This is a genomic window from Desulfomicrobium apsheronum (assembly GCF_900114115.1).
GTDB lineage: Bacteria > Desulfobacterota > Desulfovibrionia > Desulfovibrionales > Desulfomicrobiaceae > Desulfomicrobium > Desulfomicrobium apsheronum.
Map to the genome: position 1 here is coordinate 57,212 of NZ_FORX01000015.1, position 13,176 is coordinate 70,387.

General features: G+C 49.3%; 9 protein-coding genes and 1 tRNA gene. 6 read left to right on the plus strand and 4 right to left on the minus strand.

The window, feature by feature from the left end:
* Window positions 1-3: 3 nt before the first annotated feature.
* On the minus strand, window positions 4-984 hold the full coding sequence (locus BMZ40_RS13525; protein ID WP_092376801.1) for a response regulator: 981 nt from the start codon (window positions 982-984) through the stop codon (window positions 4-6).
* 176 nt (window positions 985-1,160) lie between these two features.
* Between BMZ40_RS13525 and BMZ40_RS13530 the strand changes: the two genes are divergently transcribed.
* Both BMZ40_RS13530 and ftsY read left to right on the plus strand, forming a co-directional pair.
* The gene (locus tag BMZ40_RS13530; RefSeq protein WP_092376803.1) at window positions 1,161-1,859 is read left to right on the plus strand and encodes a Smr/MutS family protein; all 699 of its coding nucleotides are present in this window, start codon (window positions 1,161-1,163) and stop codon (window positions 1,857-1,859) included.
* A gap of 33 nt (window positions 1,860-1,892) precedes the next feature.
* Window positions 1,893-3,530 (plus strand): signal recognition particle-docking protein FtsY, encoded by a 1,638-nt coding sequence (ftsY, locus tag BMZ40_RS13535; RefSeq protein ID WP_092376806.1) that lies wholly within the window; start codon window positions 1,893-1,895, stop codon window positions 3,528-3,530.
* 34 nt (window positions 3,531-3,564) lie between these two features.
* Here the strand turns inward: ftsY and BMZ40_RS13540 are convergent, their stop codons facing one another.
* The 3 genes from BMZ40_RS13540 to BMZ40_RS13550 form a co-directional block, all read right to left on the minus strand.
* Window positions 3,565-3,990, minus strand: a complete 426-nt coding sequence (locus BMZ40_RS13540) for a DUF1499 domain-containing protein (protein ID WP_092376809.1) — start codon at window positions 3,988-3,990, stop codon at window positions 3,565-3,567.
* A 66-nt stretch (window positions 3,991-4,056) separates the two neighbouring features.
* On the minus strand, window positions 4,057-4,902 hold the full coding sequence (locus BMZ40_RS13545; RefSeq protein ID WP_092376812.1) for a pseudouridine synthase: 846 nt from the start codon (window positions 4,900-4,902) through the stop codon (window positions 4,057-4,059).
* An 83-nt stretch (window positions 4,903-4,985) separates the two neighbouring features.
* On the minus strand, window positions 4,986-6,449 hold the full coding sequence (locus BMZ40_RS13550) for an HD domain-containing phosphohydrolase (protein WP_092376815.1): 1,464 nt from the start codon (window positions 6,447-6,449) through the stop codon (window positions 4,986-4,988).
* 169 nt (window positions 6,450-6,618) lie between these two features.
* Here BMZ40_RS13550 and BMZ40_RS13555 point away from each other — a divergent pair.
* The 4 genes from BMZ40_RS13555 (at window position 6,619) to BMZ40_RS13570 (ending at window position 13,005) form a co-directional block, all read left to right on the plus strand.
* Window positions 6,619-6,695, plus strand: a tRNA-Pro gene (locus BMZ40_RS13555).
* A gap of 872 nt (window positions 6,696-7,567) precedes the next feature.
* Window positions 7,568-7,849, plus strand: a complete 282-nt coding sequence (locus tag BMZ40_RS19295) for a hypothetical protein (protein WP_143075638.1) — start codon at window positions 7,568-7,570, stop codon at window positions 7,847-7,849.
* Window positions 7,850-8,053: 204 nt separating this feature from the next.
* The gene (locus BMZ40_RS13560) at window positions 8,054-9,268 is read left to right on the plus strand and encodes a tyrosine-type recombinase/integrase (protein ID WP_092376818.1); all 1,215 of its coding nucleotides are present in this window, start codon (window positions 8,054-8,056) and stop codon (window positions 9,266-9,268) included.
* A 1,820-nt stretch (window positions 9,269-11,088) separates the two neighbouring features.
* A complete protein-coding gene (locus BMZ40_RS13570; protein WP_092376824.1) occupies window positions 11,089-13,005 on the plus strand; it encodes an AAA family ATPase in 1,917 nt (638 codons plus the stop codon).
* Window positions 13,006-13,176 lie beyond the last annotated feature (171 nt).

Genomic DNA, 13,176 nt, shown 5'->3' on the forward strand with positions numbered 1-13,176 from the left:
CGATCAGTCCTTGGGGGCGAGCGTCAGCGCGACCTGAAGGTTGAGATCCACGGTGCCGGTGTAACCCATGATCCCCTCGGACATGGGTTCGGTCATCTTCTCGCGCAGCCAGCCCCACAGCACATCGCCGGTACGCCCGAACTGCCTGTAGTCCCCGCGCACGCGCACGCACAGATAACGCGCCGCCAGGGAAACGTGAGTTGATGGTTCCGTGTTTTCCTGAAATTGGTACTCGCTGATGACCGAGGCCAGACGCGCCAGAAGAAAGCGCGTCCCCTCCTCGTTGAGGTCGGGAGAAATGAGGCACAGAAAACCGTTGTTCATGGATGCCAGACGGTCATAATTGCGCAGCTGCCTTCTGAGCGACGACCAGATCCCGTCCCTGAACCATTCCAGCCAGGCCTCCCCATAGCTGACGCGCAGGCCGCCAAGGCCCGGCACGGCAAGAATGCTCATGGAAAGCCAGCCCTCTCTGCGGCCGATGCGATTGACCTCCTCAAGGAGGAACGTGCGCAATCCTTCCGGGGTCAAAAGGCCGGTCTCGGTGTCAAGAAGCCGGGACGCTCCGAAGTCGCGACACACGGACATGGCGCGCAGGCCGCGCTTGATCTTCCATTCGAGTTCAAGATCCATCCATGTTCCGAGCATGTAGTCATCGATGTCGTCGGCGCTGGTGAAGACAGTTACCAGATCCTCTTCAGGGCCAACCAGGATGATGTAGGCGGGAGCCAGGGAACGCCGGGTCTCACGGGCCCGCACCAGGGCGCAGAGTTCCAGGCCCGAGATGTCGATGCCGCGAGAGGCGACCAGCAGGCAATCGTATTCGGTGTCCTCGCTCACGGCCAGGGCCTTGAGGTGGCCGCGCTCATGGTCGACCTGCACATCAAGCCGTTCAAGCACGATCATCATTTCCCGTGCGAGGTCCTCATCCGGTTCGACGACCAGAAATCGAAACCGGTCTTTTTCCAGGGGGGATGTACTCATGCGTGCTTTCTCTGATTCCGGCAGATGTGAATGGAAAATCGCCTGGATTTGACAAGAGTTCCGGGTAGCAGACGAGCGGGCTCCTTGTCCACAAACCGGGCGCCGGGCCTCGCCTTAAGATTTTGCCCTTGGCCGCAATATTGTGTATTGAGCCCTGACTACAGCGGAAGCCATGCATGCATAATCCATTCAAATCACTAGATAAAGACCCGTCACTGCGGTCCCGGCTCAAAAAAAAGCCCTCCCGTGGAAAAGCCGCGCCGTCCAACGCCGCGAGCCGTGACGACAAAGCCAGGGATCACACGTCCGAGGAAGACCTGTTTCTGCATGCCTTCTCCGACGTCCAGCCCCTGACCAAGGGCGGCCGCGATATCGCGGAAAAACCCAGACCCAGGGAAGTCGTCCCGCCGGAACCGCCCTCCTTTGCCCGCCTGCTGGAAGAAAACATCGAATTCGACATGGAGTACACCCACGAATTCATCACGGGACAGGTCCGAGGGCTGGATGCCAAGATTTTCCGCAAGCTCAAAAACGGGGAATTCAGCATGCAGGGACACCTCGACCTGCACGGCATGAACACGGACCAGGCAAAAATCGCGGTGATTGACTTTTTGCGGCGAAGCTACATGGAAGGCAAACGCTGCGTGCTGCTCATCCCCGGGCGGGGACGCAATTCGCCCATGGGTCAGGGAGTGCTGCGACAGGAGCTGACCAACTGGCTGACCCAGGCCCCGCTCAAGCGGATCATCCTGGCCTTCACCACCGCGCTGCCCAAACATGGCGGAAGCGGGGCGGTCTACCTGCTCCTGCGTCAGGTGCGCAAGGACCAGGGCAAGATCGCCTGGGAAAACATCTTTACAGACCTTGACGGCTGATTTTTTCGAACATCTCCACCAAAGGACCAGAACATGGGCTTTTTCTCACGCATAAAAAAACTCTGGGGAGCCGATGGCGAACCCCGGGACGAGGCGATATCGCCCCAGGCTCCTGAACAGGCTTCTGACCAGCCTCTGGAGCAGACTCCCGAACAGGCTCCCACACAGACTCCCTTGGCCGCGCCCACGATCCCGGAAATTGAAGAAGAACCCGAGGCGCAACCCCCGCACGCGGACAGTCCCCCCCCTGCCCCGCCCGAACCGGAGCACGAGGCCCAGCCCGCCGCAAGAGCGGACGCGCCCGGCGTGGACACCGAGGCACGCAAGGAAAGCGGATGGCGCAGACTGTTCGGACTGGGCGGCAAGACCGAAGAAAAGGCGCCCGCCGCTGAAAGCGCGCCCCGGGAAGAACCCAGGCCCGCTCCTGCCGCCGAAATGCTCTTCCAGGAGAAACCAGTCGCCAGGGACGAGCTTGCGCCCTGGCAGAAATCCCTGCAACAGGCCCTGGGCGAAGCAGAGCCGAAACTCTCGACCTGGATGGTTCATATCCTGGACGGAGTGACCAGGCGCGGCGATGTCCTGTGGGAGCGGCTCAGGTTTCTTTTTGCCCAGCTCGAAGTGCCGGCCGAGGAAGCGCAGGACTTCATCCGCCGCTTCGATAAATGGCTCCTGGACATGGAGTACGACCATGTCGACGAGTTCCGCTCCGAGTTGCAGTACCGCATGGCCCTGGCCCTGGAGCTTGAAGACGAGGAAGACGAGCGCAACAGACTTTTCCTGAAGCTCTCTGCGGGCCTTGGCAAGACCCGCGAACAGCTCACCATGCGCATCGACCAGCTCCTGTCCATGACCGGTAAATACGACGACGCGTTCTGGGAGGAACTGGAAGAAATCCTGCTCATGGCCGACGTGGGCGTAAACGCCACCCAGGAACTTTCAAAGCGCCTGCGGCCCAAGCTGCGCCAGGCCGCTGAAAGGGACGCGGCAACCTTCAAGACCCTCATGAAGGAAGAGCTGGCCTCCGTCTTCATCGAACCCAAGACGCCAAAGATCCCCCAGCTCCCGGAAGTGGTGCTCATGATCGGCGTCAACGGCGCGGGCAAGACCACCACCATCGCCAAGCTGGCCCATCGCGCCCAGATGCAGGGCCGCAAGGTCCTGGTCGCGGCCGGGGACACGTTCCGCGCGGCGGCCATCGAACAGCTCCAGGTCTGGTCCAAGCGGGTCGGAGCCGGGTTCTACGCCAAGGCGCACGGCAGCGATCCGGCAGCCGTTGCCTTTGAAGCCGTGGAATATGCCATGCGGGAAGGGTACGATCTGGTCTTTGTGGATACGGCCGGACGCCTGCAAACCAAGCACAATCTCATGGAAGAGCTCAAAAAAATAAACAGGGTCCTGGGCAAGAAGCTTGAAGGCGCGCCGCACCGCACCATCCTGGTGCTGGACTCGACCACCGGCCAGAACGCCCTGTCCCAGGTCAAGCTCTTTTCCCAGGCATCGCCCGTGGACGAGATCGTGCTGACCAAGCTGGACGGAACGGCCAAGGGCGGAATCATCGTGGCCATCGCGCTCGAATTCAAGATCCCCATCAGCTTTGTCGGCCTGGGAGAAAAAATGGAAGACCTGCGCCCCTTCTCGGGCCAGGAATTCGCCAGCGCCCTTTTCGATTGAACCCGTGCGGGCAGGGGACACCCTGCCCGCGTCACTACCCTTCGGTCGGGGGCGTCGCGGACAACGCCTTGCGCAGCTTCTCCACCCTGCGCCGATTCGCCCCCATGTCCCACCAACCGACCCGAGACGCCGACCGAACCTGAACGACGTCGCCGTCCTGCCTGCACTCCAGATCATCCACAAAGCCGAAGATGCGGGAACGAAATGTCGCGTGCAGATACCCCGTTTCCTCGCCCTCGATACTCCCGCCCAGGGAAACTATGGCCAGACGCAGACGCTCCCATCCATCTTCACCCTGTACAACGAACGGCGGCGCATCGCCTTCGGGCGCCTCTGACGAGATGCAGTTGGGAGAGGCCGGGCATGGCCGCAGGTGGCCGTTCTCAAGCCCTTTACCGTCAGCCGCGGAGCAGGATGCAAGGCCAAGACAGACAAGGATCGCCAGACAGGACTTTTTCATTCGCTTTCCCCCCTTGTTTCACGGTTTGGCTTCCCCGGATGGCAGGGTGCGGAATTTTGGCGGATCTCAATCGGAATCGAAATCCGAAGCGACGTTCTCCACCAGTTCGTGATCGACGCAGGGCCAATCCGGCAAGAGCGAAGCCGTGAAACCCGGCATCTCAAGACGCCAGTGATGCAGATAAAGCCCGCCGGGTTCGCCCGCGCCGTAAACCGGATCACCGATCAGCGCGTGCCCGGCATAGGCCAGATGGGCGCGGATCTGATGCCTGCGGCCTTTCAGGATTCTCACCAGCAGCAACGTGTCGTCCCCAACCTGACACACCGCGCGGGCCCGGGTCCAGCGCAGGGGTTCGTCCTCTTCCGTGGTCACACGCACGATACGGCGCTTGTCATCCAGAATCCGTTCCCTTGAATCCAACCCCTGAACGACGCCACGGGCCAAAGCCAGATACCACTTGCGGACCTGCCCGGCGTCCTGCCGGCTCTTGTAAGCCGATGCGGACTCCTGATCGCAGGCGGCCAGGACCAGGCCGCTGGTCAGATGATCCAGGCGGTTGAGCAGCTCCCAGCCATCAAGCCCGAGCCCGGGCATACAGGACTCAAGACACGAAGCGCCCCGACCCGCCACCGTATGCAGGCCGCCCGGCTTGAACAGGGCCGCAAAGCTCTCATTGCTGGTCACGAGGCGAACATCGCGGCAGTCCGTGGCGGCATCCTCGGACATCGTCAGAAGGACATGCTGGCCAGGCCGGATGAGCACGCCCTTGGCGCACGGGCGGTCATCGACCAGCACTTGCCCAGCCTCGATCAGGGCCCGGCAGCGCCTGACGCCAAGCCCCAGATGCTGGGCCAGGGCCTTGTCCAGTCGGACCGGCGGAAGGTCTTCGGAATAAAAAAAGGAATTTGTCATGAAGATGCCGATGAATCAGGCCGCAAGCCAAAAACATCGACCTGCCCCTGAAACCCTGGGTAATGAAGTGACGCGATCAGCCCTCACTGCCGAGGAAAGCCGGGCTGCTCCTGTTCGACGATGGACATCCAGGTCGCGGTCAGATCCTTGTCCCATTGCGTGCCCGCCCCCCTGTCCAGGGCGTACATGACCTTGCCCAGGGGCAGGGACTGGCGGTAGGCGCGGTTGGAAGTCATGGCCTCGTAACTGTCGACCAGGCAGATGATCCGCGCCATGAAAGGCACGGCGTCGCCCATCAGACCATCGGGATAGCCCTGGCCGTCCATGCGCTCATGATGGTGATAAATGATCTCCGTCACGTCGTTCATGGCGCCGACCTGCCCCAGAATCTCCCGGCCCATGGAGCTGTGACGCTTCATGTTCTCATACTCGTCATCGGTCAGGGCGCCGGGCTTGTTCAGGATATGATCCGGGATGCCGATCTTTCCGATGTCATGGAGCATCCCGGCGATATGCAGCCGGTCAAGCTCCTTGCTTCCGAGCCCCAGCGTACGCCCCAGGCGGCAGGCATACTCGGCCACGCGCTCGGAGTGCCCACGGGTGTAATAATCCTTGAGTTCCACGGCCTGGGCAAAAGAGCGGATCACGTCCTGGTTCATGGTCCGCAGACGCGAATAGAGGTGGGAATTCTGCAGGGCCGAAGCGGTATGCGAAGCGAAAACGCCCAGCAGTTGCAGATCCTGTTCGCAATAAAGCTGGTTTTCCCTGTCACGGACCAGCGTGATGACCCCAATGCGCTTCTGCGGCAGATCCAGCGGCACGGCCATGATCGAATAGGGAAACCCGCCCGGGAACAGGGACGAATTGAAGGAAGATTGCTGCAGGGTGAGCTGATCAAGGAGATAGGACTTGCCCTGGCGCAGAATCCGCTCGCACAGTCTGGTCACGAAAAAGCGCAAGACCTCGTTGTTTTCGAGCAGGCTGCCCTGCATGAGGGTCGGCCCCTGCTCCAGCATTTCCGGCAGGAGCAGGCAGATCGCGTCGGGGGAGAAATTCTCGCGCAGGTGGATCAGAAACTCCTCAACCACGGCCACATGATTGAGCTGGGCACCGAGCCGCTTGCTCAGACCCAGCATGCGCACCACGGCGGAGAGCTTCTCCTGCTCCTGACGGCTCCGGCGCTGTTCGAGAATGGTGCGCACCCGCAAAAGAAGATGCTTGATGTCGAAAGGTTTGGCGATGTAGTCCGCCGCGCCGTTCTTCATGATGTCCACGGCGGTTTCCGTGGTACCGTAGCCGGTCATGACCAGAAAATCCACGTCAAGCTGATGCTTGCGTATCTGGCTCAAGAGATCCTGACCATTCATGTCGGGCATGCGCAAATCGCTGATGACCAGATCAAAGGCACCCGTCCCGAGCTTTCCCAGAGCGTCCTGCCCATTGGTGGCCAAGGTCACGTCATAGCCGACGCCGGAAAGTGCTTCTTCGCAGATTTCCCTGAGCGCAGGTTCGTCATCCACCACCAGCACATGAAAAGCTGTAGTCATTTTCTCACCCCTCCGGAAAGATCGCAGGAACGCACGGGCTCATCCAGAGTTCGTAAATATTTGTGTACTCGCCCTTTTTAGTGAAAAAACAAAACTCTGACAACACGATGAAAAACAAAAATAATCCTTGCCAACCAAAATCATCTTGGCTAGATAGCATTTCCTCAATCGGGATGTGGCTCAGGCTGGTAGAGCGCTGCGTTCGGGACGCAGAGACCGGAGGTTCAAATCCTCTCATCCCGACCATAAAAATCAAGGGCTTAGGTATTCACCTAAGCCCTTTTTTTGTTCAAATTTTTTTTGAATACCGGGTTTTGAATACCACCCCCGCCGCCAACCTCGCCTTTTCATTCAATTTTTAAATCTCACTCGATTGGAAAGAAATCACAGTTCCCATGAACACGGTTCTGGAGACGTGCAGTTTAGCCTTCGGAGAAAAGAACAGCCAAGGCTGTTCGACTGGTCACAGTCGCCTGAGGTTATTCCCCCTTTTGCGTGATGGCGTGCTCAATAAGTACATGCAGGTGTGCTTGAGCCGTGACGAGTGGTCGAGATCGTAATCATAGCTCGAACTGCATTCAGCTTTCATCAAAAAAAACTTCTCGATGTGTAAAAAAATGGGTTTCCCAGAAATCTTGTCATGAACATGAGTCATGTGAACCCATACCATATTATATGTATTTCTTCTAGGAACAGAACCAATCGGAAAATAGAATGGCAAAATGGGTAAAAGTGGAAAAGTTAGTTTTCATCAAAAAAAACTTCTCGATGTGTGAAAAAATGGGATTCCCAGAATTCATGTCATGAACATGAGTCATGTGAACCCATACCATATTATATGTATTTCTTCTAGGAAAAGAACCAATCGGAAAATAGGATGGCAAAATGGGTAAAAGTGAAAAATTTAGTTTTCATCAAAAAAAACTTCTCGATGTGTGAAAAAATGGGATTCCCAGAATTCATGTCATGAACTTGATTCAAGTGAATGAATACCATTATAATACGCACATTATCCAGGAAATAACCGGAACAAAAAACTGAGGCCTAAAAAAAATAAGAATTTAAAAAAAAAAAATGCGTCGAAGTGTGAAAAAATGTGTTTCCCAAAACACGTATTCATGAACACATTAATTTTTGAACCAAACGAAATCTACACGGCAATGGAAGTAGCTAATAAACTAAAATTCAAAACAGCGAGAACAGCAAAAAAATTTATGCTAGAACACGGAATAACCTATTACAAAGACACAGGCATAGGTCGCGGCAAAGGCTTGAGATGGTTAGGCAGTGATTTAAACATGATGTTCGAATTAAAACACCAACCGAAAACAAAACAAGTAGAAACAGAAAATCGACACGGATATTGGAAAGAAATTTTAGAAAACATGAAAAATAAATAATCTATAACATAAAGGAGAACTTGTTAACATGAATTCCACTGATGAAAAGCAAAAAAAATACCGTGTATATTTTAAAAAACTTTTAACAAAAAAACAAATTAACATCATAACAAATAATTATAGCGAAGCTAAAATTATTGAGAAATTGATTAAATACAAATTCTAAAAAATTCATAAAATAAATATAATAAATAAGGAGAAAGCATGGCAATCAAGTCTTATACAAACAAAAGCGGAAAAATTACACACAGGGTATATTTTAAACATCCATACACAAAAAAACAAGTCAACATCCAGATTGACGATCTGAATAAAGCCAAGAAAATAGATTCACAATTCAAACATATGGTTAAGTTTGAAAAAGAAGCGTTTTACATGGATGATCATCACAAAAAATATTTAAATATTGATTCTTTTGAGGATGAAAAAGAAAAAATAGAAGAACTAACAATCAACAAAGCTTTAGACTACTATTCATCACACAATAAAGAAACAAGGAAAAAAACTGAAAAAAGCAGGGTTAATAATTTAAAAAAACATTTTGGAAATTTTTTAATTTCAGACTTAAAGCGCTCTGATTTAGTTAAATATACAGACGAAAGGATTGAAGACAAATTAGTTGATGGAAAAATTGTCGAAGGCGTATCACTAAAAACAATAAGAAGAGAGCTAAATATACTCAGAACTGCTATTGCCGTGTTTCTCGAAAGAAATGACGATACTCTTTTTAACAAATTAGTCGTGATGTCCGAATGCCCTGTTTACACATACTTAACCATAAATTCAAAAGGAAAAAAAACAAATAGCACTGATAAACCAAAAATTGAATTCCTGACAAATAATGAGAAATCAGCTCTTTATGAAAACAGTCCAGATCATTTAAAAATTGCCATCTTACTTGCTGACGAACTGGGCGTTCGTTTTGGACCGTGTGAACTATTTAAAATGAAGCATTCATATGTCGATCATGAAAAAAACTTAATTACCATCGAAAGATCAGACAAAGATGGTGTTAAAATAATTGCCACACGAACTGTTGAAATTTCCCAGTTTCTTAGCGACAAAATTAAAGAATCAAAAGAAAAAGACATTGAATTTTGCAAAACTAAAGGAATAGAAACTTCCACTGATTATATTGTAAACTACAAAAATAAAGAGGTTTCGACATTAAAAAGATCATTCAATAAGGCCATGGAAAAATCAAAAATTAAAAAAAGATTTATTCCATACAACTTTAGACACATGAGGATAACATACCTACTTTATAAAGGAATAGATTGTCATTCGATTGCAAACTTTATTGGACACAGTGACCCTCAAATGATTTTTAAATTTTATTCTCAGATAACAACCGAGAGGATGTCAGAAATCAGGAGACTGAATGACCATACACCATATCAAATGATAGATAAGAAATAACTATCACAAAGTTATCGATGTTTCTTGCCTTCAATTTTTAAAATATTTGAAGGCAAGAAATGTCATCACTTTGAAAGAAAAAAATGATTTCCCACGTAACTGATTTAAAAGCACAGAATTTTCTGTTTAACAATCAACCCCTAGGAAACAAAACATGTTTAACGATTATCTCTATGATTTAAGGCAGATCAGCACTCTTTTCCGCGTGAATAAGACGACCTAGCGACGCTGGTGTGCGCAGGGGAAGGCCCCACTTCCCGTTAAGATCGCTGCTGATCGTAAACTGCGTTGGTGGAAATCTGACATTGACGAGTTCATCGCTTCTTTTAACGATCGTCAAAAATAAAACGAGTCGAACTTACTTGGCCTTAACCATCAAGATTAACCCTAGAAGATTGCTCGGTCACGAACAACTCATGATTATTTGGGTTAGCAACAATCGAATTGAAAAACGGAGCTTATCGAGACGATATCCGTCCTCGGAAACTTTGCAGGAGTTAACCTTAAATCATAAGTATATGATGGGATGCTTCAAAAGCACAACTTCGAGAATCATTCGTCCTGATAGAAAACCATCAAAATTGAAAAAAATTTAGCACAAAGCGTTGACAAAATAATGGATCTAGTGCTAAATATATGTTAACAATGGCGGACTCTGCATTTTGCTTTTTTCACACTTTAAATATGAGGAGAATTATGTTAAAGAGAAATTATAGAAAGTGTAGCCTAATTAAAATGATTGATCACATCAATTTCGAGGAAGGTTGTTTAAAAAACTTTTCCAGCTCGACTAGTGGCTATGACGAACTTAGGAAAAATTATATTTGGAAAGGAGACATAATCAACTATTGCGAGTGGCTAATGGAGTATAATTCGATTAAACTGATTGATTTTCTTGAAGCCATTCAGTACGATCATTTTCACGAATCGAGTATATTGCTTAAAAAAACTTTTGGTTATTTTAACATAAACCATGAAATGTATCAAAAATCTATCGACCCATATGTTTTTTTAAATCTTTTGAACTTTGACAATTTTAAACTTGAAGTTGACAAAACAGCATCGTGTCACATCATATGCCAAGATCAAGAGTTAAAAAATAAATACAAAAAAGAACTCGAATTCATCAAGGACATGATTTTAATAGTTTATTTCACAGAAATTGATGACATACTTACAGGGGCTCTTCCATTATATATTGACAACAAACTTGTCTATGTATGTGAATAAATAATAGCAATGGCGCAAATCATTATTTGTTATGATTTGCGCCTTTTTTATCTTATTTATGTTTTATTAATTATAACATGCAATGACAACAATGTGTAACCCTATGTAACCATCTTACCCCTTATCGGTAGCCTTCTAATCTCAACTCACTCGTGACCCAGTCAAAAAAGCCTCCGCTTAACGCAAAGTTCTAAGCCATCAAGCCTTCCTCAGCTTTTAATCCCCCTGCTTCTACCCATGCCTGAGTTGACTCGACTTGCTTATTCGTAAGCACGCACAAGCAATATTTATTGATAATTCTATATATAGCTCACTTCAAAATCATGAGCATCTTAGCAACTTAATGACTCAGCAGATCATGCGAATATCTTGATGACTACATCAAAAAACTTTTGATAGACAACATCTCGAAGCTCTATCCGATCATAAAAAAACATTATCAATAATAACTATGGGTTACTTTCAAATATTATGATTCGATGATTTTTTTTACACATTTTGTGTAAAAAAAAATCTTTTTCCCGAAAATCATAATTATAGGCCACCTCATTCGAAAGAGGGTTTCATAAACATATAAAGAGAGGTATTTAATGAAAGAAATTATGTTAAAAGGACTTCAACTCTCCTGCTATTCAGCATGTGTTGACATTTGGAATAATTCCTCAATTATTCGTAACAATCATGCCTTCATCGAAAAAAACAACTTGAGTTTTTGCGATCACTTATTCAAGGAGATTGAAAAACATGAGGCAGAGGCAATTCTTTCGACCAACAATCTTGACACATCCTCCTTAAAATCGCTGGGTGAAGGAACAATTATTATCATCCCATTCAAACGAATTAGCGATGGATCAATATGTGCGCTAAGAATGGTCGACAAGTTCATGAATCAAATTGTTATTGATGCTCGTGAACATGGCGAGGCTGTATTTTTTGGAACCGAAGAAATACCAAGAAATGCTGCGAATGATGTGTTGATAATTCTCTCGACTGAAATCAACGCAGCCGTTGATGCTGCGACAGAAGTCGGAGCAATTGGGGCGGTGCCATTGTTCGCAGATGAACTCGCAACATCTGGATCAGAACTTCGAGACGTGTTGCCCGATGTGTACATCGTCATCTTGGCTGAGTTAACTGAAGATGGTGCCATCAAAGAAGAGTACGAGAGTATGGCACAAGCATCTCGGGCAGTTCTGGCAAAGCCAGATTTTGGGCCGAAGAGAAAACGTCATGAAACTAGCTTTGGGCAGCTATCTCAACGTGTCGACCGTGGCATGGCTGTTGCGCATTCGGTTCAGATTGCCGTAGAGCGTTTGCTTAAAGAAAACTTGTCTCAAGCCGAACTTATCAAGCAGGAAAATGGTCTGATCTTTAAGTGCGCAGCGGACATAGTTCCACAACCAATCGATTGGTTATGGTTAGGATGGTTAGCCAAAAAGAAATTCCATATCATCGGAGGGCCTCCTGGTTCGAGTAAAACAACCGCAGCAGTAATGGTTGCTGCAACAGTTAGTACCGGTGGATATTGGCCTGATGGAACGCGGTGTGAAAGAGGTCAAGTAGCCATCTGGTCTGGTGAAGACGGAGCAGAAGATACGCTTGTTCCGAGGTTGATTGCTGCTGGTGCCGACCTTAACAACATCCACTTCCTGAATGGCGTTGTTGGTGAGTCGGGCGCAGGAAACAGAGCTTTTGATACATCGCGCGACTATCCGAAGGTACGTCAAGCGGCTGAAATTATAGGTGGGCTTAGGCTTTTGATCCTTGACCCGATTGTTTCCAGCATTTCCGGTGACAGCCATAAAAATGCTGAAGTCAGGCGAGACCTCCAGCCTGTGATCGAGTTTGCTGAACAGGCGAATTGCGTCGTGATAGGTATAACTCACTTTAGTAAGGGAACACAGGGAAAGGATGTCGCTGAGCGCATTACTGGCTCAATCGCATTCAGCGCCTTGCCACGAGTGGTTATGGTTATCTCAAAACGCATGAATAAGGAGACTGGCCAAGAGGAGCGGGTGATTGTTCGAGCTAAGTCGAACATTGGACCAGATCGCGGAGGGTTCACGTTCGACGTTAAGGAAGTTGAGTTGCCTTCAGTACCCGGCTTATTCGCTTCCAAGGTCGAGTGGGGTGTTTTTTTGGATGAAGATGCAAAAACCATCCTCGATAACGCTGCGCCTTCGCAGCAGAAGGTTTCTGCGCGTGAAGAAGCCACTTCATTTCTGGAGCAAATTCTCGCTGATGGCCCGCTCCGTCAACGAGATGTCAAAGAGGCGACAGAAGTAAAAGGGTTGGCTTGGGCTACGGTCCGCAGAGCAAAAACTTTATTAGGAATTGTCACTAAGAAAAAGGCGTATTCTGATGCTGGGTATTGGGAATGGAGTTTGCCGGGTGAAGGCGTAGAAGTGGAACCCGCTGAGTTCCCGACTGACTTCGATCAAACTGTCGCCAACCTCGGCAGTCCCGACACCTGCGAAGATGATCCTAAGATGCTAACATGCTCATAATAAAGGGATAGGCATATTAATGACGAAGGTGTCATTGAGCTTCTTGCTGGCATGCAGGCAAAACTGATTCAGCCTGTATGCCAGCAAGTCTTTCCATGACCTGCGAGACCCTGTTAATCAATACCCGTCTGGAGCCAAACGTCGGCACTCCTCTCCTAAGCCCCTTTTTAT